This is a genomic window from Erwinia endophytica, assembly GCF_009295515.1.
GTDB lineage: Bacteria > Pseudomonadota > Gammaproteobacteria > Enterobacterales > Enterobacteriaceae > Erwinia > Erwinia endophytica.
The window spans coordinates 50939-75234 of the sequence record NZ_RQVV01000040.1; the positions used below are offsets into that span (position 1 = coordinate 50939).

A 24296-nucleotide genomic window follows, 5' to 3' on the forward strand; every position below is an offset into this window, starting at 1 on the left:
GCGGTGTCTGCCTGTTTCATTATCTTCGCCAAGTTATGATAAACTTGCGCCGGATTTTGTCCGACCAACACTTGAGGTGCTTCTGAACACACCGGCACAGCTGTCATTGCCACTGTATCTACCTGATGACGAGACCTTTGCCAGTTTCTGGCCAGGGGATAATCCGTCACTGATTGCTGCGTTGCAAAGCGCGTTGCAACAGGAGCATGGCAGCTATCTCTATTTCTGGTCACGTGAAGGCGGTGGACGCAGCCATCTGCTGCATGCAGCTTGTGCGGAACTTTCAGCCAGCGGCGAAGCCGTGGGTTATGTGCCGCTGGATAAGCGTACCTGGTTTGTGCCGGAAGTACTCGATGGGATGGAACAACTGGCGTTGGTCTGTATCGACAATATTGAGTGCATTGCCGGGGATGCGCTCTGGGAAATGGCGATCTTCGATCTGTATAATCGCATTCTTGAAACCGGCAGAACCCGTCTGCTGATAACCGGCGATCGCCCGCCACGCCAGCTTAATTTGAAACTTCCTGATCTCGCTTCGCGCCTCGACTGGGGACAGATTTACCGTTTGCAGCCGTTATCGGACGACGATAAATTGCAGGCATTGCAACTGCGGGCCAGACTGCGAGGATTTGAGCTGCCGGAGGATGTTGGGCGTTTTCTGCTCAAGCGTCTTGATCGCGAGATGCGCACGCTGTTTGTGACGCTGGACAAGCTGGATCATGCTTCGATCAGCGCCCAGCGCAAACTGACCATCCCTTTTGTTAAAGAAGCACTCGGTCTCTGACCTTCCCGGTGCTTCAGCGTCATTCAACCTCAACACGGCGTCATACTGTGGCCGCAAGATTTATTGTCACTGTGGCGTTAAAATCTCCAGTACCTGCCTGGGTGGTCGGCCCAGCCGCGCTTTACCGTGGGCTACGACGACAGGACGTTCGATCAACTTCGGGTGTTCTGCCATCGCTTGCAACAATTGAGCCTCACTCAGAGTCTTGTCCGCCAGATTTAACGTTTTATAGATTTCTTCCTGGGTGCGCATCAACTGGCGGGCTGAACTGAATCCCAGTTTTTTGAGCAGCGCCTGTAAGGTTGCGACATCGGGCGGCGTATCCAGATACAGCACCACCTCAGGGGTGAGCCCTTGTTCCTGCAGCAGCGACAGCGTTTCACGACTCTTGGAACAGCGTGGATTATGGTAAATCTGTACGTCGGACATGTTTTACATCCTTATGATTTTTGGTACTGGCGAAAACGTTGCTGGAGTTGGCGCAACTGGTCAATACGGGCATCGTAACGGGCCTGTTTCAAACTGCCCAGCGGAACGGAGGCGCTGGCGCTGCTCAGGCTTCTGATCGCTTGATCGAGCTGGCCATTCAGTGCCAGACTTTCAGCCCGGGCCGCTTGTTCTTCGTCAGTCAGACCCTGATCGGCTGAAGCCTGTGCGAGCAGATCCCAGCCGTTAGGATCGTCCTTGTGCGCCCAGGTGTAGCGATAGAGAATTTTACTGGCATTTGCAGGCTGCTTCGCTTCCACATAGGCGTTGGCCAGGTTTAACTGGATAACTGGGTTATTGCTGACGCTTTTGGCGGCCAGTAACATGGCGATAGCCTGCTGAGGTTGTTTCAGACCAATCTCAATATCGGTCATAATATCGAGATACCAGATATTATCCGGCTGTTTTGCCAACAGCGGCGCGATAATCTTTTTGGCGTTATCGAAACTTTTCGCCTGCAGAAACTGCACCGCTTTACCATACTGGGCTGCAGTCTGCTCCCGGCTGTTGCCTTTACTGAGGGTCGTCAGCAGATCATCAGTCAGTTGGTTCTGCCCGGTGGCGTACATGCCCAGTGCCCGCACTTTCGCCATGTAATAATCCTGTGACGATTGTACTTTGACGGGCTTCATCTGATTAGCGCGGTTACGCGTATCCGCCAGACGACTGTCCGGTAGTGGGTGAGTCAGCAATATTTCGGGGGGTTTAGAAGCGAAGCGCGACTGGTCGGCCAGTTTTTGCAGAAAATCAGGCATGGCCTCCGGATCGAACCCTGCGCGTTGTAAGACCTGAAGACCAATGCGATCCGCTTCCTGCTCGTTTTGCTGAGTAAAGCTGATAATCCCTTGCTGGGTGCCAGCCAGCGTACCGCTTAAGGCTGCCATCCCCGCTTGTGGGTTTGCCATCGCCAACAGAATCGAACCCAGCGCGCCAACCCAGGTCAGGGGAGCGTCACGCTGTTGTTGTTCCATCGCACGTGCCAGGTGACGCTGGGTCACGTGCGAGATTTCATGTGCCATTACTGAGGCCAGTTGACTCTCGTTATCGGTATAGCGAAACAACGAGGAATGGAGTACCACGTTGCCACCAAAAAAGGCGAAAGCATTAATCTCATCATTACTGATCAGAAAAAAGTGGAAGGGCGTTTTTACCGACCAGGCATGGGTGACTAACCGTTGTCCCAATTGATTGATGTAGTCATTCAGCAGTGGATCGTTAATCAACGGCGCACTGGCACGCAACTGGCGGACATAAAAGTCGCCCATCTGCATTTCCTGGTTGATGGAGAGTGTGCCGCCAGCGGTAGTGCCAATATCGGGCAGATTATCGCTAACATCGGCTAAGACAGGTATTGATGTCGACATCAGCGCAGCAATCAGCGAGACCAGCGCACATTTTTTCAATCGGTTAATCATGCTGAATCCTATTCTGATGAGGTCCTCATTTAGCCGTTGCCGGCCAGCCTTTCCGAGCCGTAAATCTCCTTATGGGTATCTTAACTACTGGACTGGCGGAAAGAAACGTCTGAGGGAGGGATAAAATGCAGCAGAATGTTATCAATAGTCATCAATGACATAAAAAATTGAACAATATGAACCGCCATTGAGGTTCTCATCAGCGTGATATGATGGAAATACCCTTGCGGTTCTGGCTGGATCGACACTGTTAACTTTTTTAGTTCTACAAGTGTAATTGATTAAATTCAGGTTAATTTATTCAGTTAATTTGATGATAGAACGAAAAACGATGAGGTTTACTCTGAAAAAAGGTGTAACTAAGAGGGGCCGTCAGGTTACGGTAGGGTAAATGGATGTTTATTTTTTATCTTGAGCCATTGTTTTTATTTAGAGCCATATTTAAATGTGAATAATACGATGGTGATAATAATTCCATTCGCAATAATTTTATTTAATAAAGGTCTCACGTATTAAACTGCCTGACAGTTTACTCAATGTCAGTGAGCGGATGTCACTTGTTAGGTTAGCGCTAAAATATGACCAATATAAAATAAATATGATGAGCTTCAGGATTGATTTTTATGGGGGGGTATTTCCGCGGATTCAGTATGAAATGGTCTTATATTTTTACGAGTATTCTAACGTGAGGGAAATACAGGGGAGGGTATGGCCAGCCAGTAATCATCTCCACCTGACGTAAATCCATTATTTCAACTTTTTTCCCGCGTAACATTCTGCTCTGGTTATGTTATAGATCTACGGGTGCTGGCGAAACCCGGCAAGACGATGACTTTTAATCCTCAATTATCTGACCTGTAACCCCGTTACGGAGAGTATTCTATGCGCCAAGTTGTATCCTATGTGTTGATCGCCGTGGTGGCGGGATTTGTCGGAGCCAGTATGTCTAAGGCTCCCGAAATAGTAGAGAAATTTGACCGACATTTCACATCCCAGCCCACTGACCCGGAAGGATTTTGGTCAACGCCGGCTATTGCGGGATATGGCAAGATTCATTACGAATCTGATGTAGCCTATAAACCCTCCATCCGCGACAGTAATAAAATAATTTTCCAAATAACTAAAGCGGAAAATGGCCCGAACGATCCTAACCTGGGTCTGGAGCGTGTTGCTCGTGTCGTGAACTTATATGTGGCATCAGGCGTTCCCGTCGGGCAGCTTAAATTTGTCGTTTCGGTGACCGGCGATGGTACTCCCGCAATGTTGAATAACGAGCAATATAAAAAGATGTTTGGTATGGATAATCCCAATCTCAAGCTGATCAGTGAACTACGCAGCAAAGGGGTGGATGTATCAGTTTGCGATCAGTCGGTGGCTTTTCATCACTTCCAGCGTGACTGGATAGATAAATCGGTCACCCATGCGTTATCCAGTCCGACGACGGTTTCTACGCTGGAAAACCAGGGCTATGCTTTCCTCGCGATGTGAACTGTATGGCGTCTTTACTGTCAGGCGGGTCAGCGACCCGCCGAACAGGACGTCGTCTCTCATGTGTCTGACGTTCAAGAGTTTTGAACACTAAGACCCTGGTTGTTGCTGCCGATGTTGTTCTCTGGACGTATCCCCGCCGCTGTTCGTCATTCATTTTTCTGTCATAAAGCGCTGATAATTTCCCATACCGGAAGCATGCACTGAGTAGTCAATATAAGCGCAAGACGGCTTCATCATATTTGGCCAACGCCTTTACGATATCAACAGCCAGGAAAATGTATGTTACAGCGTAAACCTTTCAGCAAAATAGCCGCCGCACTACTGGCTGGCGCGATTCTGGTCAGCCAACAGGTGATGGCCGCTGATGCTATCTGTTATAACTGCCCACCGGAATGGGCGGACTGGGGCACTCAGTTACACGCTATTGCTAAAGACACAGGCATTAACGTCCCGCAGGACAACAAAAACTCGGGCCAGGCGCTGGCGCAACTGGTCGCGGAAAAGGCTAACCCGGTGGCGGATGTCGTGTATCTCGGCGTGACATTTGGTATTCAGGCGGCGAAATCCGGTGTGGTGGCGGATTATAAACCTGCTGAATGGGATGATATTCCGGCGGGCATGAAAGATCCGCAGGGTAAATGGGTCGCGCTGCACTCCGGCACCCTGGGCTTTATGGTTAACGTTGATGCGTTGGGCGGCCTGCCGGTTCCGCAGTCCTGGGCTGACTTGTTGAAGCCGGAATACAAAGGCATGATCGGTTTTCTTGATCCTTCCAGCGCTTTTGTGGGGTATGTCGGTGCTGTGGCGGCAAATCTGGCGCTGGGCGGCACGTTGCAGAATTTTGCGCCTGGCCTGGCGTACTTTAAAAAGCTTTCGGCCAACCAGCCAATCGTTCCCAAACAGACCGCCTATGCACGCGTGCTTTCCGGCGAGATCCCGATCATGCTGGATTATGACTTCAACGCCTATCGGGCGAAATATACCGACCATGCTAATGTTGCTTTCGTTATTCCTAAAGAGGGCACCATCACCGTTCCGTATGTCATCAGCTTAGTGAAAAATGCGCCTCACGCTGATAACGGCAAGAAAGTTATCGATTATGTCTTATCCGATAAGGGACAGGCGATTTGGGCTAATGCCTATTTGCGACCAGTACGCCTCAGCGCCATGTCGGCAGAGGCGAAGCAGGGCTTTCTGCCGGACAGCGACTATGCGCGGGCGAAAACGGTGGATTATCAGCAGATGGCTGATGCACAGAAAGCGTTTTCTGCCCGTTATCTGAGTGAGATGCAGTAATGTCCGTACCGTCAGTCCACCGCGATGTATACCCGGTGACCGGGGCACGTTTCACTCGCCGGCCTCGCCGTAGAATGGTGCCATGGATGCTGGTTCCGGCGTTGGTATTTTTTGCCGCTTTCTGGCTGCTGCCATTTGCCGCATTGGTCATGATGGGCACGCAGCCGGATAACAACACCCGGATGACGGCCTACTGGACGATATTGGTCCATGTGCAGTATCTGCGCAGTCTCGGCATTACCGTGCTGCTTTCTCTGTTGGTTTCCCTGTCGGCGGTAGCGATTTGCGCCATCGTCGGCTGTTTTCTGGCCCGCCATCACTTTGTCGGTCGTTCACTGTTGTTGGCTGTGCTGACGTTTCCGCTGGCCTTTCCCGGTGTGGTGGTGGGGTTTCTGGTGGTGATGCTGGCCGGGCGGCAAGGCTTGCTGGCGCAAGTCGGCCTGGCGCTGGTGGGTGAGCGCTGGATGTTTGCTTATTCGCTGAGCGGTCTGTTTATCGGTTATCTCTATTTCTCCATTCCCCGGGTGGTGATGACACTGGTTGCCGCATGCGAAAAATTGGATACCTCACTGGAAGAAGCCGCCCGTTCACTTGGTGCTAACCCGTGGCGGGTCATTTGGGATGTGATTGTTCCGGGGATGTCTCCGGCGCTGTTTTCCAGCGGCGCTCTCTGTTTCGCCACCAGTATGGGCGCGTTTGGTACCGCTTTTACCCTCGGTACCGACCTGAATGTATTGCCCCTGACGATTTACGGTGAATTTACCAATTACGCTAATTTTGCCACGGCCGCCGCGCTGTCGGTGGTGATGGGCGGCGTCGCCTGGTTGGCGCTGGTGCTGGCGCGCAGGCTGGCCGGTGAACATCGGGGAGGGGGGTGATGAAACGTTCCGCTCTGTTTTGGCTACAGTTGATTTTCACGCTCAGCCTGTGCCTGTTCATGCTGGTGCCTATCGTATTGTCACTGCTGGCGGGAGTCACCGGGAACTATTTTATCGGCCTGAAAAGCGGCCTGACCCTGCGCTGGGTGATCGAAGTCTGGCAGATGTATGCCGATACCTTCTGGTTGTCGCTGCTGATTGCGATCAGTTGTCTGGCCTCGGTGTTGGTGCTGGGGGTGCCAGCCGCCTGGGGATTATTGAAGACGCCGTCCCGCTGGGCCAGCCGTATTGAAGAATTCCTGCTGTTACCGGTAGCGCTGCCAGGGTTGGCGACGGCGCTGGGACTGATCTTGATTTATGGCGGTTTCCACCGTCTGCGTGACAGCTGGCTGTTTATTCTGATTGGCCATGTGCTGTTTACACTGCCATTTATGGTGCGTCCCGTATTGGCGGTAATGCGTGCCAGTCAATTGCGACAGTTAGAAGAGGCCGCGGCAAGCCTGGGGGCGAGTTTCTGGCGACGTTTTTTCAGCGTGATTGTGCCTAATTGCCGCAACGGCATCCTGGCGGGGGCATTTATGGTGCTGACGTTGTCAGTCGGCGAGTTCAACATTACCTGGATGCTGCACACGCCGCTGACTAAAACCCTGCCGGTAGGGCTGGCGGACAGCTATGCCTCAATGCGGCTGGAAGTGGGATCCGCTTATACCCTGATTTTCCTGATGATGATTCTGCCATTGCTGTTGGCGCTGAGCGGGCTGAACCAATTGACTCAGCGCCAGGCCGCTATGCGTGCGCGACAGGTTAAGGAGACGGTTTGATGACACATTCGCTGAGTATTCATTTACGTCAATGCTCTCGCACTTTTGCTGGTGGCGTTGTCGCTTTGTACCCACTGGACCTGGATATTGTGGCTGGGGAAACCCTGGTGCTGCTGGGGCCGTCAGGCTGCGGTAAAACCACCACCCTGCGTATTATCAGTGGTCTGGAATCACCGGATGCGGGTGGCGAAGTATGGTTTGGCGATCGGGATGTCACCGCGCTGCCGATTGAGCAACGCAATGTCGGCATGGTATTCCAGAACTACGCATTGTTTCCGAATATGAACGTGGCTGAAAACGTCGCTTATGGTTTGCGTGTTCAGGGCATACCGAAGTCTGATATCCGCGCAAGAGTCGATGAGATGCTGACGATGGTCGATCTGCTGCCGTTGGCCACGCGACCTGTTCAGGCGTTATCTGGCGGCCAGAAACAGCGTGTCTCTTTGGCCCGCGCACTGGCTGCCCGGCCTAAGGTCTTGCTGTTTGATGAGCCGCTGGCGGCGCTGGATGTCAAGTTACGGGATCGGTTACGGGAAGATATCGGCCATCTGCTGCGCAAGCTGGGCATGACCGCGGTCTATGTGACGCATGATCAGCAAGAAGCGATGGCGCTGGGTGACCGTATCGCGGTGCTGGAACGCGGGCGAATTGCGCAGATAGCGACTCCGCAGGCGATTTATCAGCATCCTGCCACACGCTTTGTGGCTGATTTTGTCGGCGCCATTAACTGTATCAGCGCGGCACAGCCAGGTTCTCCAGCGCGTTATTGCCGTCCGGAAGATATCCGGTTGAGCGAGGTGACCACGGGTCAGCGTAGCGGACGTATTGTCGGAATGCAGTTTCTTGGCGCCAGTCAGCGACTGTTGATTGATATTGGCATGGATAAACCGGTCCAGGTTGAGTGTTCGGCCCGGGAACGCTGGCAGCCCGGTCAGCAGGTGGGCATGTTGATCAATGATGATGTGCTGATGAATTTCTGAGATCGGGAAGGGGAGAAAAAATGTCCAATCAGCAAGCTGTTCTGGTCGCGCAAATTAGTGACCTGCATATTAAAGCTCACGGAAAATTGTCGTACCGTAAAGTGGATACCCTCGGGGCGCTGCGCAAGGTGATTGCCCGTTTAAATGCGCTACAACCGCGTCCTGACACCGTGGTTATCACCGGTGATCTGGTGGATTTCGGTCATGAGTCTGAATATCAGACCCTGAAAGAGGCGTTGCAGTCACTGGATATTCCGTTCTGGTTGCTGGCGGGTAACCATGATGACCGGCAGATGATGCGACGGGTTTTCGCCGATCAACCCTATCTGTTCCAGCAGCAGGAATTTATCCAGTGGGAGGGCGAGTGCGGGCCACTGCGTTTGCTGGCGCTGGACTCCACTGTGCCACAACAGCCGCAGGGGGCGTTGTGCGCAGAACGTTTGGGTTGGTTGGCTGAACGGCTGAGCGCGGAGCCGACGCGCCCCACGTTGGTGATGTTGCATCATCCTCCGTTCATCAGCGGCATTGGGCATATGGACCGTCAGCGGCTGGTCAATCCTCAGGCGCTGGCCGAAGTAATTGCGCGCCATCCACAGGTCGAACGTGTGTTGTGCGGCCATCTGCACCGCAGTATGCACATTAACTTTGCCGGCACGCTGGCGTGCAGTGCGCCAGGGGTTTCCCATCAGGTGGTGTTTGATCTGCGGGAAGAGGGCATCGCTAATTTCTGTCTGGAACCCGCGGGTTTTCTGCTGCATCGCTGGACGGCGGATCAGGGAGTCATTACACATCAATGCGTGATTGACGCCTTCGACGGACCTTACCCTTTCTATGATGAGAACGGTCTCATCGATTAATGCTGATTATCAGGGATGAACGTTATCACCACGCGGCAGGGGGATGTGGGTAACAGAACCGACGCCGGGGAGATATTGCTAATGGGCGGAGTGATATCCGCCCGTTTTAATCTCAGGCTGATTTTAGATAATCCAGCACAATATCGTGGTGGTTACTGGTTTTGAAATCATCAAACACTTTTTCAACTTTACCGTCAGTGCCAATCAGGAAACTGATGCGATGAATACCGTCATAGGTTTTGCCCATAAACGTTTTTTCGCCCCAGACACCAAACTGTTCGGAAACCTGATGATCTTCATCTGAAAGCAGGGTGAAGTTCAGGAGTTCTTTTTCAACAAACCGTGACAATTTTTCTGGCTTATCGGTGCTGATACCGAGAACTTCAACACCCGCCTTTTTCAGCTCATCCATGCTGTCACGCAAGCCACACGCCTGTACGGTGCAACCTGGCGTCATCGCTTTCGGGTAGAAATACACCAGAACGCGTTGTCCCTGGAAGTCGGTTAAATTTACTTGTTCGCCATCCTGATCGGGCAAGCTAAATTTCGGTGCTAAATCACCGGCTTTCAGTGGATTCATCACTACATCTCCATTTTTTCATCATGCTGTGGATACTGGACCACGCTAATAGTGCCTTGCGCGTACAACTCTGTACAGAGGCGGTTAAATGCCTGCTCAATAAATGAGGCATCCTGGCTGGCAGGACTGTGGGCCGTTATTTGAATATAGAGCAACGGCGGTTGATTTTCTTGCGCGGGTTGAGTGCGTGACACTAATTCGGCGATATGCATCTGATGCGAATCAAAGAGATCGGTAAAACGCTCGATAATATGCGCAGAATCGGCGACTTCCACCTGCACCCAGACCGTCGCAGGCATTGGTGGCCGCTCGCGGAAAGTGGTGCGCTTCATCACTATCAGCAGTTCCAGCTCGGCGCCCTTGAGCGGCAAGGTGGATTCAATCAACGTAATGGCATTCCAACTGCCGGAAAGCAGCATGATGAAGGTGAATTCATCCCCCAGCATGGCAAGACGGCTATCTTCAATGTTGCAACCGCAACTGCTGACGTGACGGGTGATGGTGTTGACAATTCCCGGGCGGTCGACTCCCAGTGCGGTGATAACCAGATGATGTTGCTCTGACAGCGGCAAAATGATGTTTCCTGTCCGTCAAGATGATTAGCCATTGTGATAACGCTAAGGTAAACATAAAAAATACCCTCTGCCAAGAGGCCAGACGGCATGTACGCTTGCTTTTCAATAGCGGTAAACCGTACCATGCAGTACTTGTTTGTGGAGGGGATGGCTAATGTTCACGGGAAGTATTGTTGCGCTCGTTACGCCGATGGATGACAGAGGGTATGTCTGCCGTGCGAGTTTGAAAAAACTGATTGATTATCATGTTGCCAGCGGAACCTCGGCAATCGTCTCGGTAGGAACCACTGGTGAATCTGCCACGCTGAGCCATGAAGAACACGCTGATGTGGTGCTGCTGACCCTGGAACTGGCCGATGGTCGCATCCCGGTTATCGCAGGAACCGGTGCTAATGCTACGGCGGAAGGCATAGCGCTGACCAAACGCTTCGAAAAAAGCGGCGTAGTGGGTTGTCTGACCGTCACTCCTTACTATAACCGTCCTACTCAGGAGGGGTTGTACCAACATTTTAAAGCGATTGCCGAGAGCACCGACCTGCCGCAGATACTGTATAATGTTCCGTCGCGTACCGGTTGTGACATGCTGCCGGAAACCGTTGGTCGTCTGGCGAAGATCAAAAATATTATCGGAATTAAAGAAGCCACCGGGAACTTATCGCGGGTTAGCCAGATCCAAGAGCTGGTTGATGAAGACTTTATCCTGATCAGCGGCGATGATGCCTCTGCTCTGGACTTCATGCAGTTGGGGGGACGGGGGGTCATCTCGGTGACGGCAAATGTCGCCGCGCGCGAAATGGCAGAGCTTTGCTCGCTTGCACAACAGGGTAACTTTGTGGAAGCTCGCCGCCTTAATCAGCGCCTGATGCATCTGCATCAGAAGCTATTCATTGAGCCTAATCCTATCCCGGTAAAATGGGCTGCTAAGAAATTAGGATTAATTGCAACCGACACGTTGCGTCTGCCCATGACGCCGATGACTGATGCTGGTCGTCCGGTTGTTGAGCAGGCATTGAAAAACGCAGGCCTGCTGTAAATTTAGGGAGAATTAATGGCTTACTCAGTACAAAAATCCACGGTCGCGAAAGTCGTTGGATTATCGCTGGTGATGATGTTGGCTGGTTGTTCCAGCGATCAACGTTACAAGCGTCAGGTTAGTGGCGACGAATCCTATTTGCAGGCCGCTGACGTCAAAGATTTGCAAGCGCCTGCAGGGATGATCCTGCCGCTGCAAAACGGGGATTATGATATTCCACCCGCCAGTACTAGCGGGGCGGTAGGCAAACAGTTGGATATTCGTCCGCCCGCTCAGCCGCTGGCGCTGCTCAATGGCGCCCGTACCCAGTTTACGGGCAATTCAGGCGTGCTGATGTTGGATAACAATCGCAGCGGCGCGTTGTGGCCGCAGGTGGTGGATGTGGTGCAGGCGCGTCATTACCCTATCGCCAGCCGTGATGACGCCAGCCAGACGTTGTCGACTGACTGGGTGCAATGGAACCGCGCGGATGAAGACCATCAGTATCGGGGGCGCTACCAGATAAATGTTCAGCAGCAGGGTTACCAGCAGGCATTGACCGTTAAGTTGCTGGAACTGCAACAGGAAGGCAAAAGCGTCACTTCGCCAGTACAGATTCAGCGCTACACCGCGCAGATGATGAATGAGCTGAGCAGTGGTCTGGATAAGATCGAAAGTTCGCGTGAAGATGCCGCCGCTAAACGTAGCGCGACTCAGATTGATGTACAGAGCGGCGCTGATGATACCGGCCTGCCAAATCTGATCGTCCGTGCGCCATTTAACGTCGTCTGGGGACGTCTGCCTGCCGCGCTGGGCCGCGTTGGGATGAAAGTCACCGACAATAACCGTTCGCAAGGTAGCCTCAAAGTGACTTATAAGGCACCCGGCAGTGATGTTTGGGACCAGTTGGGTGCTAAAGATCCTAATCTTCCTGATGGAGATTATAAGCTGCAGGTCGGCGATTTGGATAACCGCAGTAGTTTGCAATTCCTCGATCCTAAAGGCCATCCGCTTACTCAGTCGCAAAATGATGCACTGGTGGCGGTATTCCAGGCTGCCTTCAGTAAATAACATAACAGGCCGGACAGTTCCGGCCTTTTTTCTTTGTTGCTGCGTAAACGATTGCTTCGGTTTTTTCGCCGCAGAACGTACAATAGTTCCCGCCAATATTTTCAGTTCTATTATGTGGAGTTAAAGAAGATGCAAAAGCAAGCTGAGTTGTATCGCGGCAAAGCGAAAACCGTATACAGCACCGAAAATCCGGATCTGTTGGTACTCGAATTCCGCAACGATACATCAGCACTGGACGGTGAGCGCATCGAACAGTTTGATCGTAAGGGAATGATTAACAACAAATTCAATTATTTCATTATGACTAAACTGCAGGAAGCCGGGATCCCGACCCAGATGGAAGCGTTGCTCTCTGACAATGAAGCGTTGGTGAAGAAACTGGATATGGTGCCAGTGGAATGCGTGGTGCGTAATCGCGCGGCGGGTTCACTGGTGAAGCGTTTGGGCGTGGAAGAAGGGACTATCCTGAACCCGCCGCTGTTTGACCTGTTTCTGAAGAACGACGCCAAACACGACCCGATGATCAATGAGTCCTACTGTGAAACATTCGGCTGGGTGAGCAAAGAGAACCTGGCGCGCATGCGTGAGCTGACTTTGCAGGCTAATGAGGTGCTGAGCAAGCTGTTCCTTGATGCGGGTCTGATTCTGGTGGATTTCAAGCTGGAGTTTGGTCTGTTCAAAGGTGAAGTGGTGCTGGGCGACGAATTTTCCCCGGATGGCGCGCGCCTGTGGGACAAAGAAACCCTGAACAAAATGGATAAAGACCGTTACCGCCAGAGTCTCGGTGGTCTGATTGAAGCCTACGAAGAAGTCGCAAATCGTCTGGGCGTTAAGCTGGGCTGATAACTACCGTAGTGGCAGGCGGGTGGGTTCAATGTTGCTACCCGCCTGCCATGTATAGAAATGCTAAAAGTGCCGTCATCCGTGATGGAATACGGGATGTTCGTTCAGCCTCCCGGCGCTTTTCCTTCCGCGTTTTCTATTACTTATTGAAATGTCTCCATACTGTCGTCATATACCCCGATGCTGGTGTTAATCCGTCTCGCCGACTAGAATCACTGCATTAAGCGCAAGGTGATTATAACAAGGGGTAATTTATGCGTTGGCAAGGGCGTCGCGAGAGTGACAATGTGGAAGACCGTCGCGATCAATCTGGCGATGCAATGGGCGGTGGCCGCATCCGTATTCCGCGCGGCAAGGGTGGGATTATCCTGCTGATTATCGTCATGATTGCCGGTTACTATGGCTATGATTTAACGCCATTGCTCAGTGGTGAATCAACCACGCTTTCGCAGCCTGCCCCACAGCGGCAGCACAGCGATCCGCAGCAGGATGAAGCGGCCAAATTCACCAAAGTGATCCTCGCCACGACGGAAGATACCTGGGCGACAATTTTCCAGAAAATGGGTAAAACCTATACACCGCCCCATTTGGTGATGTACCGCGGCGTAACGCGCACGGGGTGCGGTACTGGCCAGTCGGTGATGGGGCCTTTTTACTGCCCAGCCGACAGCACGGTGTATATCGATCTCTCTTTTTATGACGAAATGAAAAATAAACTGGGCGCGGGCGGCGATTTTGCCCAGGGTTACGTGATAGCCCATGAAGTGGGGCACCATGTACAGCACCTGCTGGGCATTGACGCCAAAGTTCGTCAGTTGCAGCAGGGGGGCAGCCAGACTCAGGCGAATAAACTGTCGGTAAAAATGGAGCTACAGGCTGACTGTTTTGCTGGCGTGTGGGGGCATTATATGCAGCAGGAAAACGTGCTTGAGACAGGCGATTTGCAACAGGCGTTAAATGCTGCCAACGCGATTGGCGACGATCGGCTGCAACAGCAGAGCCAGGGACGGGTGGTGCCAGACAGCTTTACTCACGGTACCTCACAGCAACGTTACAGCTGGTTCAAAACAGGGTTCGATAGTGGTCATCCTGGCCAGTGCGACACCTTCAGCCGTAGCTGATGGCTGAAGTCAGCGAGAAGATCATTGCCCATACCGCCGCGCTGAAGCGTCAGGGTATGCGGCAGATGCTGGTGATCAGCGGTGAGGCGGTGTGGTGCCTGCAGCAGGCTGAACAGTGGATGGCCTTGCTGGCGGGTGACTGGTTGTGGTTGGGGAATATACCGTACCGCAAGCCGCACTGCGCACCACATGCCGTGCGCACACTGCTCGGGCAGGAATTTTTACATGCTGTTTTTGACGCGCGTGAGGGGTTTAACGCGGATGCGTTGGCGGCGCTGAGCGGTACGTTGAAGGCCGGAAGCTGGTTGCTGCTGTTGGTTCCTGCATGGCAGAACTGGCCCAGCCAGCCGGATACTGACTCATTACGCTGGAGTGAGACCGACTCCCCGATCCCGACACCGAACTTTGTCCATCGCCTGCAACGGCTGATGCAACAGGACCCGCAGGTGGCTATTCTGCGGCAGCATTTCCCCCTGCAATTACCCGCTCTGCCACCAACGTCCGACTGGCAGCCTGATGACCGGTCACAACAGCAACGGTTGTTGGATGAATTGATCGCCAGTCAGCCTGGTATCTTTGTGCTGATTGCCCCGCGAGGGCGGGGGAAATCAGCGCTGGCTGGTTTGCTGGCAGCACGCTGGCCTGGACGTATCCTGATAACCGCTCCCGCTAAGGCTTCTACTGAGGTGCTGGCGAAATTCGCCGGCGAGGCCTTTACGTTCATGGCCCCTGACCAACTGCTTGCGCGGTCACTGTCCCCATGCTTGCCGGATATTGACTGGTTGCTGATTGATGAAGCCGCGGCCATTCCAGCGCCGCTGCTGCATAAGCTGGTGCGTCTCGCGCCCCGGGTGCTGCTTACCACCACGCACCAGGGGTATGAAGGAACCGGGCGCGGATTTCTGTTGAAGTTTTGCGCCAGCTTGCCAGATGCCACGGTTCTGAAACTGGACCAGCCATTACGCTGGTCGCCGCATGATCCGCTGGAGCGATTTGTCGATAACGCACTGTTGTTTACCGAAGCGGAGCCCCTGAGCGGCCAGGCAGCGATCGATTATTGTTTTCCGCTGCAGGCTGACTGGCACACAACGCCGCAGGTGAATGAGGGAATGTATCAGTTGCTCGCCAGTGCCCATTACCGCACCTCGCCGCTGGATTTACGGCGGATGATGGACGCGCCGGGGATGCACTTCAGCGCGGCATTGCAGGGGGAGACGGTGCAGGGGGCGCTGTGGCTGGTGGATGAAGGGGGCCTGAGCGAGATGCTGGCTCAGGCGGTGTGGGCCGGACTGCGGAGGCCTGGCGGTAATCTGGTGGCGCAGTCTCTTGCGGCCCATGCAGGCTGGCCGGAAGCGGCCCGGATGCGTTCACGGCGTATCAGCCGTATTGCTATCTCTCCGGCGCTACGACGGTGCGGCATGGGGCGAGAGATGGTGCGGCAAAGTCAGGAACGGGCGGAGGGGCTGGATTTTCTCTCGGTGAGCTTTGGTTATACTTCGTCGCTATGGCGGTTCTGGCAGGCATGCGGCTTCCGGCTGGTGCGGTTGGGGTGTAAACCGGAAGCCAGCAGTGGTTGCTATACGGCAATGGCTTTGTTGCCGTTGAGTGCGCAGGGGCAGGCATTGGCTGACAGAGCAGCTGACCGACTGGCGCGGGACTGGCCCTGGTTACAACGCTTTGTCGCTGGCGTCAGTCTGGAGCTGCCGCTGACCCGACACGATGATGAACTGGATGAGTATGACTGGCGTGAGTTGGCGGGATTCGCCTGGGCGCACCGACCGTTTGAAGCCAGCATCGGCGCGCTGGGGCGCCTCGTTAACCTGTGGCAAGGGTTGCCGTTGCTACAGGGAATACTGCTTAACCGTTTAACCCCAGCCGCATTGTGCCAGCAGTTTGGCCTGACGGGGCGAAAAGCCTTGCTGGCGGGGTGGCGACAGGAAGTGCGGCAGGCGCTGGACGCACTGGACGCCAGCCGCAGTGCCGACTGGCAACGTTGCATTAAATCGTTAAATTAAATCCAACATCCTGGTCAATAATTCTCACTTTTCTTCAACGTTAGCCAGCGTATAGTCACTCCGACATCCCTGAGGAGGAAATCATGAAACTTGATCATTTTGTCGTGCAACGCCCCGTGTCCACTCCGTCACAGTTATTTCTGCTTTATCACGGCGCAGGCGATAACCCGGTGGCGATGGGACAGATTGGTCGCTGGTTCGCTGAATCTTTCCCGCAGGCGTTGGTTATCAGCATTGGCGCACCGGTGTCGGGCAGCGATAATTTCCGCCAGTGGTATGCCACTGATAACCTGACTGATGAACATCGGCAATATTGCGTGGATGCGGTGATGGGGGATTTTGTTGATTCGGTTCATCACTGGCAACAGGAAAGTGGCATCAAGGCTGAAGCCACCGCGCTGATTGGTTTTTCGCAGGGCGGCACGATGGTGCTGGAAGGGATCAAAGCCGCGCCGAATCTGGCGGGGCGAGTGGTGGTCTTCTCCGGGCGTTTTGCCAGCTTGCCGCAGCAGGCCCCCCGGCGTACCACCATCCACTTGATCCACGGGGACGACGACGACCAGGTGCCGTTGAATTACGCGCAGGAGGCTGAAGCGAAACTGCTGGAATTGGGCGGTGATGTGACGCTGAATATCGTTGAGGATTTAACTCATGCTATTGACCATCGTGCGATGCAGTATGCGCTCGATCATCTGCATTATACGGTGCCGAAGCGGTATTTTGACGAGGCGCTGAGTGGCAGTACGCCAGGTGATGAGGATGTGATAAGCCTGATTTGATGCGCGGGCTGGGGCGAGGGCCCCGGCCGGGCGGGTTTATTGTTTTTTCGGCCAGTCATCGTCGTCGTCCCACTTATCGTTGCAATCACGATGGGGCGGCAGTTTCGGTTTGTTCGCCATGTATTTTTTGTGGTCGATGCGTTTCAGATCCTTATAGACGTTCATCAGTACGCCCACCATCAGCAGGATCACCAGGATCCACCCGTATTCTTTAAAAAATTCCATATTTTCACCTGTCAGGCTATCAGCTGTTCCATAATGCGCTGGTACATGCGGCTCAGTAGTTGCAAGTCAGCGGCTTTCACACTTTCATTGATTTTATGAATGGTGGCATTGACCGGTCCTAATTCCACCACCTGAGCGCCCATTCGGGCAATAAAGCGTCCGTCAGAGGTGCCGCCAGTGGTCAGCAATTGCGGCTTAATTTCATTATAGTGCTCAACGGCTTTCACTACCGCATTGACCAGTTTGCCGCTGGCGGTCAGGAAGGGCTGACCGGAGACCTGCCAGTCCAGGCTATAACGCAACTGATGGCGTTCCAGCAACGCCTGCACCTGCTGTTTGATCATCGCGTCGGTCAGTTCGGTGCTGAAACGGAAGTTGAATTGCACCAGGAGTTCGCCGGGGATCACGTTGTTGCTGCCGGTTCCGGCTTGCACGTTGGCAATCTGCATACTGGTCGGCGGGAAAAATTCATTACCCTGGTCCCATTCCGTCGCCACTAACTCGTTCAGCGCGGGGAGCGCGCGATGGACCGGGTTATCGGCCAGATGCGGATAAGCGACATGTCCCTGCACGCCGTGTATGGTCAGGTTGGCGGTCATTGAACCACGTCGGCCATTTTTCACCACGTCACCGACGATTTCAGTGCTGGAAGGTTCGCCGACCAGGCAGTAATCCAGCCGTTCGTTACGCGCCATCAACGTCTCAACCACTTTGACCGTGCCGTGAGTCGCGCTGGCTTCTTCATCTGAGGTTATCAGAAAAGCCAGACGACCTTTATGGTTGGGATGATGGGCAATAAAGCGTTCTGCGGCAACGATCATCGCCGCCAGCGAACCTTTCATGTCTGCCGCGCCGCGACCGTAGAGCACGCCATCACGGATAGTGGGTTCGAACGGCGGATTGATCCAGCGGCTGACATCGCCGGTCGGCACCACATCAGTATGGCCGGCAAAGGCCAGTGTTTCGCCCTCGCCGCGCCAGGCCCAGAAGTTCAGGGTGTCGCCAAAGTTCATTGGCTCGACAGTGAACCCCAGCGCTTGCAGACGCGCGATCATAATGGCCTGGCAACCGGCATCATCCGGACTGAGGGAAGGACGACGAATAAGCTGCTGCGTCAGCTCAATGACCGGACAAAACATAATCAGGATTTCTCCGCGATAAAGGATTGGTAAGTGGTTTCACTGAAACCCAGCAGCATAGAGCCGTCGGCGCGACAGAGCAATGGGCGTTTGATGATGGCGGGCTGTTCAAGCATCAGGTCCCGCGCGGTCGCGGCATTATTCACGGCGTTGCGTGTTTCTTCACTCAATTTACGCCAGGTCGTTCCCCGGGTATTGAGCAGCGCTTCCCAGCCCAGGGTATCGATAAAGCTTTGCAGAAGCGGCGCCGTAAGGCCATCGGCACGGTAATCATGGAACTGACAGGCCACGCCGTTAGCATCCAGATATTTACGGGCCTTCTTGATGGTGTCGCAATTTTTGATGCCGTACATCTTCAGCATAACCATTCCCTTCTTTTTTTTATGGGTTTCAACTATATTCGATACTGTTCAGGTGTTTAGTCTACAACGGATGCGCCTGCAAGACAGCATGGAAAGGTGATATAACACCACAGAGACAGAGACTTAGCGAGAAGGAGGGGCCACATGAATTATCTGAAAGCGTCTTCCGTTCATACGGTTGAAGAGACCCAGTCGATGATAGTTATCGCCAGAAAGAAAAAGAGCCGCTGCGATGAGTTCAATCACATCGTTGAGGCGGTACTCGCCGAGTACCCGGAGGCTAAAACGCATATTGATAGTGACAGCGGTGGTTACGACAAAGTGATTGTTTTGAAATAACCGCGACGGTCTCCCTGGTTTTTGAGCTGCCGCTCAGCAATTATCATGTCAGCCCCGTCTGCCTGCGGATTTGTCTTAATGTGTGGTGTCTGACGGCAAAACCGTGCCGCACCACACATTGTCGCTCCGGTCATCTCGGTTTCGCTTTCGCCGGGAAGCGCCGGCGTATCAGCACGAAGAACAGCGGCACGAAGAAGATGGCCAGTATACAGGCAGAAGTCATCCCACCAACGACTCCGGTACCCACGGCGTGTTGGCTACTGGAGCCTGCGCCATGGCTGACTGCCATTGGCAGCACACCGAAAATAAATGCCAGTGATGTCATCAGGATGGGACGCAGACGCTGACGGGAGGCTTCCAGCGTGGCTTCCAGCAGGTTACGTCCCTGGCTATGCAGCTCATTGGCAAACTCCACGATCAGGATGGCATTCTTCGCCGACAGGCCGATAACCGTCAGTAACCCAACCTGGAAGTAGACGTCGTTTTCCAGCCCGCTCAGCCAGGTGGCTAACAGCGCGCCTACTACGCCAAGCGGTACCACCAGCATTACCGAGAACGGTATCGACCAGCTCTCATACAGTGCGGCGAGACACAGGAACACCACCAGCAGCGAAATAGCATACAGCGCCGGAGCCTGTGAGCCGCTCATGCGTTCCTGCAGTGACGCGCCAGTCCACTGCAGGCCAAAACCGTCAGGTAACTGGCTGACGATTTTTTCCATAATATCCATCGCGGTTCCACTACTGACTCCCTGGGCAGGTTCTCCGACGATTTCCACTGACGAATAGCCATTATAGCGTTCCAGACGTGGAGAACCGGTTTCCCAATGGGTAGTGGCGAAGGTGGAGAACGGCACCATACCGCCGCCACTATTACGGACATACCATTTGTCGAGATCATCCGGCAACATCCGGTAGGGCGCCGCGGCCTGTACATAGACCTTTTTCACCCGGCCACGGTCAAGGAAGTCATTAACATAGGTCGAGCCCCAGCCGGTTTGCAGGGTATTATTGATGTCATCAATGGATACGCCCAGTGCCTGTGCTTTGTGCTGATCGATATTGATGCGCAACTGCGGGGTATCATCCAGCCCATTGTGGCGCACACGAACCAGCGATGGATTATGGCTGGCTTTCGCCAGTAGTTCATCACGCGCTTTCATCAGAGCATCGTGGCCCAGTCCGGCGTGGTCCTGCAGCTCCAGATCAAAACCGGCGGCGTTGCCCAGTCCGGTGATCGCCGGAGGACTGCTGGCGATAACCCGTCCTTCACTGACGTTGCGGAAGGCTTTGGTGGCGCGTTCAATAATGGCAAAAGCACTGTTTTCTGCGCCGGAACGATCCCCCCAGTCTTTCAGGCGCACAAACATACGCGCCACGTTTTGACCGTTACCGCCGGGGCCTGCACCGATCGTGGAGAATACCGACAGCACATTATTTTTTTCGTGGGTCAGATAATACTGCTCAACTTGGTTCACCAGCTGGTGGGTTTGTTGCAGTGTTGAGCCTGGCGGCAATTGCACCTGGGTCGTAAAGACACCACGGTCTTCCAGCGGCAGGAAGGACGTCGGCAGATGCAGGAACAGGAAGACCATCCCGATGATGATCAGCAGGTACAACAACAACCAGCGTCCGGCTTTAGCGATAATTTTACCGACGCCCCGCTCGTAGCGCTCTGCATTGCTGTTGAACACCCGGTTAAACCAGCCGAAGAACCCCCGCTGACCGTGATGATGCCCCGGCGGCAATGGTTTAAGCAAGGTGGCGCAGAGGGCAGGAGTGAGGATCATCGCCACCAGTACCGAAAGCACCATCGCGGAAACGATGGTGAGGGAAAACTGACGATAAATAGCGCCAGTGGTACCACCGAAGAATGCCATCGGAATAAACACCGCTGACAACACCAGCGCAATACCGACCAGCGCGCCCTGAATCTGCCCCATTGATTTTCGCGTCGCTTCTCTGGGTGACAGTCCTTCTTCACTCATGATGCGTTCGACATTTTCCACCACCACGATGGCATCATCCACCAGCAATCCGATGGCCAGCACCATGGCAAACATCGTCAGAGTGTTAATACTGGAACCACAAGCGGAAAGAATGGTGAAGGTGCCGAGCAGCACCACCGGTACCGCGATGGTCGGAATTAATGTCGCGCGAAAGTTTTGCAGGAACAGATACATCACCACGAATACCAGTAACACCGCTTCGAACAGTGTTTTCACTACATCCTCAATTGAGGCGGTGACAAATGGCGTGGTCTCGTAGGCGATTTCGGCCTTCAAACCGTGCGGGAAGTAGCGAGAAAGCTCCGCGATACGCGCGCGCACCAGTTTGTCGGTTTGCAGTTCGTTGGCACCGGAGGCCAGCTTGATACCCAGGCCGGAAGCGGGGTGGCCATTGTACTGACTCTCGTAGTCATATTTCTCGGCCCCCATAGCGACGTCGGCGACGTCGCTGAGTTTGACCTCTGAACCATCCTGATTCACGCGTAGGGTGATATTGCGGAACTGCTCAGGTGTATGGAGCAGTGATTGCGAGTTAATCGTCGCATTCAGCGCTTGCCTGTTCACCGCGGGCAGCCCTCCCAGTTGACCGACGGCGACCTGGCTGTTCTGGGCTTTAATGGCGCTGACCACATCTGAGGTGGTCACGGCATAATCGATCATTTTGTTGGGATCGAGCCAGATACGCATCGCATACTGTGAACCGTAAGCATCTACCTCACCCACGCCGTTGATACGACTCAGCGGGTCCTGAACATGGCTGGCGACGTAGTCGGAGATGTCCTGTTTATCCATACTGCCGTCAGTGGAAACAAACGCCACCATCAGGATATTAGCATCGCCGGTTTTGGTCACGGTGACGCCCTGGGACTGAACATCCTGCGGTAATTTACGTAGCGCGCTCTGCAACTGGTTTTGCACCTGTTGACGGGCTTCATCCGGATTGGTGCCAGCCACAAAAGTCAGGGTGATGGTGGCCTGCCCAGTGTTACTGCTCTGGGAGGACATGTACATCAGGTTATCAATGCCCGTCATGTTCTGTTCAATAACCTGGGTCACGGTATTTTCCAGGGTTTCGGCAGACGCTCCGGGATAGTTCGCGGTGATACGGACATTGGGTGGCGTAAGGTCGGGATATTGCTCAACAGGTAGCGATAAAATAGCCAGTGTGCCAGTCAGGCACAGCAGTATCGCTATCACCCAGGCGAAGATGGGGCGATCAATAAAAAAATTCGCCATTGAATATGAACTCCAGGCAATCTATCAAGGAATGAAGGCGCATCACTCCTTGCGCACGAATTTTTAACCGTTGGCCAGAACAAATTGTTTAATTTATTCAATAGGCTTCGGTACCCGTTCACTTTACCTACCACAGGTCGAATAATCGTGGAGAAATTGAGGGGAAAATGTAAATTATCGTGCGATTTCGTTGGACCCCATGTTACCAGATCGAATGACACGGGCTGCGACAACACCTGGGCTGGCAACGGTTTACAGGGTATTGACCAGCCCTGCAGGCGAATTTCCCTGGATGTGGAGCATCAGTCTCCACTGCGCGGAAATTGTAATGTGACCACTGTGCCGCCGCCAGGCGCGACGTTGATCTTCAACTGGCCGTTCAGGTTTTTCGCCCGCTCTTGCATAATCGTCAGACCGTAGTGGTTGGGATGTGTTTGCGGCGAGGTCATGCCCTGACCGTTATCACTAATTTCTATCAGATTATCGCCATTATCCGTCTGACCGCAGCGCAGGATAATCTGTGTGGCATCGGCATGTCTGATCGCGTTGAGCAACGCTTCGCGCACAATCTGCAGGATATGCACGTGTTGCTGCGCATTGAAGTGCTGTTGTGAAGGGTTACCTGTCAGTAACATTTCCGCGGCGGTTTGTGGCTGGAGTTGGGTCACGACCTGTTGCAGCGCCGTGCCCAGGTCTGCGGGTTCAATCGACAGACGAAAGGTGGTCAGCAGTTCGCGCAGTTGACTGTTGGCTTCGGTCAGCGCCCGGTCAATTTCAGCGACAATATTCTGCGCGGGCGAGTCATCGTTGCTGACCATTCGCTTCAGACGCGTGATTTGAATCCGCAGGTAGACCAGCGACTGAGCCAGTGAATCATGTAACTCGCGGGCGATAGTCGCGCGCTCTTCCATCAACAACAGATGACGGACTTTCTGCTCGGCACGTTCCAACTGTAGCGCACGGGTCAGCATACTCGCCAGCCCTTGCATCAACTGGGGTTCACTGTATAACGCCTGCCAGCGCAGTTCTCCCGCCTGGCTGCCAGATGCTGCGTCCAGTGGCAAGCGCAGCCACTGCTGGTGCTCAATAACCTTACCGACGGTTATCCGACAATGAGGCGGGGCGATGAGTTCAATGGCATAAAGCTCGGCGTGTTCCAGCGCTTGTTCCAGTACTTGCGGATAGGCTCTGCCGCCGCTCAGTTGTGGGCTGGTCAGTATCTGTGAACAGCGGTAAAGCAGCGTCAACCTGCGATTAGCCTGTTGTAAATCACTGGTCTTCTCTTTTATTGCCTGCTCAAGATGAATATAGTGTTTTTCCAGTTCCCGCGACATATGGGTGAAGGCCTGCGCCAGTACGCCAAGTTCATTAGGTAACGCGGTATTCAACCGTCCGAAGCGGAAGTTAGCCCGTTTTATCTCATGGCTGGCCTGCACCAACTGGTTGAGCGGCGTGACGACCTGTTGTCGTACCAGCCGCAGCGTCCAGAACACCAGCAGCGCAATGGCGATAAAGCCCAACAGGCTGGCGCTGACAACCAGCGTCATTTTCAACTCGGCCCAGTGTTGCAACGCCAGGACAAAGTGATCAATTTCCGCCACGTAGTGCGCAACCTGCTGCTGATAATGCTGTGTCTTGCCTGCCAGCAGTTCGGGCTGGAGTTTTTGCCAGGAAAGCAGTAACGCCTGATAACGTTCCTTCACGCTGGTGGGAACATAACTCCGTTGCAGCGCATGCAACGCTGGTGCGGTCACCGACTGCTGATAATTGAGAATGTCGTGGGGCAGGTCAGGAGAGCCGTTGCTGGCATCCCAGGCCAGGCGGTAACTCTGCATCCGCAACGATCCGGCGATGTTTATCGCCTCGGCATCGCGCAGACTGGCGGACAGAGTTAGCAGCGCCAGACCGGAAGAGAGCACCGCCAGCACCACAATGGCAAACAGAGCGCGGGCCAGGCTGCTGGTGACAGAGCGTTTTAACATC

23 protein-coding genes are annotated in these 24296 nt (G+C 53.9%); 14 read left to right on the forward strand and 9 right to left on the reverse strand.

The features are described from left to right. The first annotated feature begins 82 nt into the window (after positions 1-82). Positions 83-784, forward strand: a complete 702-nt coding sequence (hda, locus tag EH228_RS12665) for a DnaA inactivator Hda (RefSeq protein WP_240116287.1) — start codon at positions 83-85, stop codon at positions 782-784. A gap of 66 nt (positions 785-850) precedes the next feature. Here the strand turns inward: hda and arsC are convergent, their stop codons facing one another. Beyond that, positions 851-1213: an arsenate reductase (glutaredoxin) gene (gene arsC, locus EH228_RS12670; RefSeq protein ID WP_152322019.1), complete on the reverse strand. Its 363-nt coding sequence runs from the start codon at positions 1211-1213 to the stop codon at positions 851-853. Positions 1214-1224: 11 nt separating this feature from the next. Next, positions 1225-2685 carry a beta-barrel assembly-enhancing protease gene (gene bepA, locus EH228_RS12675; RefSeq protein ID WP_152322020.1) on the reverse strand — a complete coding sequence of 487 codons (1461 nt, stop codon included), beginning with the start codon at positions 2683-2685 and terminating at the stop codon, positions 1225-1227. 882 nt (positions 2686-3567) lie between these two features. Between bepA and EH228_RS12680 the strand changes: the two genes are divergently transcribed. From EH228_RS12680 to EH228_RS12705, 6 genes are all read left to right on the forward strand, one after another. Further along, a complete protein-coding gene (locus EH228_RS12680) occupies positions 3568-4173 on the forward strand; it encodes a DsrE family protein (protein ID WP_152322021.1) in 606 nt (201 codons plus the stop codon). A gap of 282 nt (positions 4174-4455) precedes the next feature. Continuing rightward, the gene (locus EH228_RS12685) at positions 4456-5472 is read left to right on the forward strand and encodes an ABC transporter substrate-binding protein (RefSeq protein WP_152322022.1); all 1017 of its coding nucleotides are present in this window, start codon (positions 4456-4458) and stop codon (positions 5470-5472) included. 74 nt (positions 5473-5546) lie between these two features. Further along, positions 5547-6350, forward strand: coding sequence for an ABC transporter permease (locus tag EH228_RS12690; RefSeq protein WP_240116288.1), 804 nt, complete (start codon positions 5547-5549; stop codon positions 6348-6350). Then, positions 6350-7171, forward strand: a complete 822-nt coding sequence (locus tag EH228_RS12695; RefSeq protein ID WP_152322024.1) for an ABC transporter permease — start codon at positions 6350-6352, stop codon at positions 7169-7171. Before EH228_RS12690 ends, EH228_RS12695 begins: the two co-directional genes overlap by 1 nt. Then, the gene (locus EH228_RS12700; RefSeq protein ID WP_152322025.1) at positions 7171-8151 is read left to right on the forward strand and encodes an ABC transporter ATP-binding protein; all 981 of its coding nucleotides are present in this window, start codon (positions 7171-7173) and stop codon (positions 8149-8151) included. The genes EH228_RS12695 and EH228_RS12700 overlap by 1 nt, the downstream gene beginning before the upstream one ends. Positions 8152-8171: 20 nt before the next feature. Then, complete coding sequence (locus EH228_RS12705) at positions 8172-9008, forward strand: phosphodiesterase (protein WP_152322026.1); 837 nt, start codon at positions 8172-8174, stop codon at positions 9006-9008. Positions 9009-9120: 112 nt separating this feature from the next. On the opposite strand, the gene bcp is transcribed toward EH228_RS12705, so the two are convergent. Both bcp and EH228_RS12715 read right to left on the reverse strand, forming a co-directional pair. Beyond that, positions 9121-9588 carry a thioredoxin-dependent thiol peroxidase gene (bcp, locus tag EH228_RS12710; protein WP_152322027.1) on the reverse strand — a complete coding sequence of 156 codons (468 nt, stop codon included), beginning with the start codon at positions 9586-9588 and terminating at the stop codon, positions 9121-9123. Positions 9589-9590: 2 nt separating this feature from the next. After that, complete coding sequence (locus EH228_RS12715; protein WP_152322028.1) at positions 9591-10160, reverse strand: glycine cleavage system transcriptional repressor; 570 nt, start codon at positions 10158-10160, stop codon at positions 9591-9593. Between the two features lie 157 nt (positions 10161-10317). Here EH228_RS12715 and dapA point away from each other — a divergent pair, with 157 nt between their 5' ends. The 6 genes from dapA to ypfH all read left to right on the forward strand — a co-directional run bounded on the left by dapA (position 10318) and on the right by ypfH (position 17004). Then, positions 10318-11196: a 4-hydroxy-tetrahydrodipicolinate synthase gene (gene dapA / locus EH228_RS12720; protein ID WP_152322029.1), complete on the forward strand. Its 879-nt coding sequence runs from the start codon at positions 10318-10320 to the stop codon at positions 11194-11196. Positions 11197-11211: 15 nt separating this feature from the next. Next, positions 11212-12246: an outer membrane protein assembly factor BamC gene (gene bamC / locus EH228_RS12725; RefSeq protein WP_152322030.1), complete on the forward strand. Its 1035-nt coding sequence runs from the start codon at positions 11212-11214 to the stop codon at positions 12244-12246. 129 nt (positions 12247-12375) lie between these two features. Further along, positions 12376-13089, forward strand: a complete 714-nt coding sequence (gene purC / locus EH228_RS12730) for a phosphoribosylaminoimidazolesuccinocarboxamide synthase (RefSeq protein ID WP_152322031.1) — start codon at positions 12376-12378, stop codon at positions 13087-13089. Positions 13090-13343: 254 nt separating this feature from the next. Further along, a complete protein-coding gene (gene ypfJ, locus EH228_RS12735; RefSeq protein ID WP_152322032.1) occupies positions 13344-14210 on the forward strand; it encodes a KPN_02809 family neutral zinc metallopeptidase in 867 nt (288 codons plus the stop codon). After that, positions 14210-16225 (forward strand): tRNA(Met) cytidine acetyltransferase TmcA, encoded by a 2016-nt coding sequence (locus EH228_RS12740; protein ID WP_152322033.1) that lies wholly within the window; start codon positions 14210-14212, stop codon positions 16223-16225. The genes ypfJ and EH228_RS12740 overlap by 1 nt, the downstream gene beginning before the upstream one ends. Before the next feature lie 83 nt (positions 16226-16308). Beyond that, positions 16309-17004: an esterase gene (gene ypfH / locus EH228_RS12745; RefSeq protein ID WP_152322034.1), complete on the forward strand. Its 696-nt coding sequence runs from the start codon at positions 16309-16311 to the stop codon at positions 17002-17004. A 36-nt stretch (positions 17005-17040) separates the two neighbouring features. On the opposite strand, the gene EH228_RS12750 is transcribed toward ypfH, so the two are convergent. Genes EH228_RS12750 through EH228_RS12760 form a run of 3 tightly spaced genes read right to left on the reverse strand, consistent with a single transcriptional unit; the run spans position 17041 to position 18730 of the window. Then, on the reverse strand, positions 17041-17229 hold the full coding sequence (locus EH228_RS12750) for a YpfN family protein (protein ID WP_152322035.1): 189 nt from the start codon (positions 17227-17229) through the stop codon (positions 17041-17043). Between the two features lie 11 nt (positions 17230-17240). After that, positions 17241-18368, reverse strand: coding sequence for a succinyl-diaminopimelate desuccinylase (gene dapE / locus EH228_RS12755; protein WP_152322036.1), 1128 nt, complete (start codon positions 18366-18368; stop codon positions 17241-17243). A 2-nt stretch (positions 18369-18370) separates the two neighbouring features. Next, positions 18371-18730: an ArsC family reductase gene (locus tag EH228_RS12760; RefSeq protein ID WP_152322037.1), complete on the reverse strand. Its 360-nt coding sequence runs from the start codon at positions 18728-18730 to the stop codon at positions 18371-18373. Positions 18731-18874: 144 nt separating this feature from the next. On the opposite strand from EH228_RS12760, the gene EH228_RS12765 reads away from it, so the two are divergent. Continuing rightward, the gene (locus tag EH228_RS12765) at positions 18875-19069 is read left to right on the forward strand and encodes a hypothetical protein (RefSeq protein ID WP_152322038.1); all 195 of its coding nucleotides are present in this window, start codon (positions 18875-18877) and stop codon (positions 19067-19069) included. A gap of 130 nt (positions 19070-19199) precedes the next feature. On the opposite strand, the gene acrD is transcribed toward EH228_RS12765, so the two are convergent. Beyond that, on the reverse strand, positions 19200-22313 hold the full coding sequence (acrD, locus tag EH228_RS12770) for a multidrug efflux RND transporter permease AcrD (protein WP_152322039.1): 3114 nt from the start codon (positions 22311-22313) through the stop codon (positions 19200-19202). A 302-nt stretch (positions 22314-22615) separates the two neighbouring features. Then, on the reverse strand, positions 22616-24295 hold the full coding sequence (gene narQ / locus EH228_RS12775; protein WP_152322040.1) for a nitrate/nitrite two-component system sensor histidine kinase NarQ: 1680 nt from the start codon (positions 24293-24295) through the stop codon (positions 22616-22618). Position 24296 lies beyond the last annotated feature (1 nt).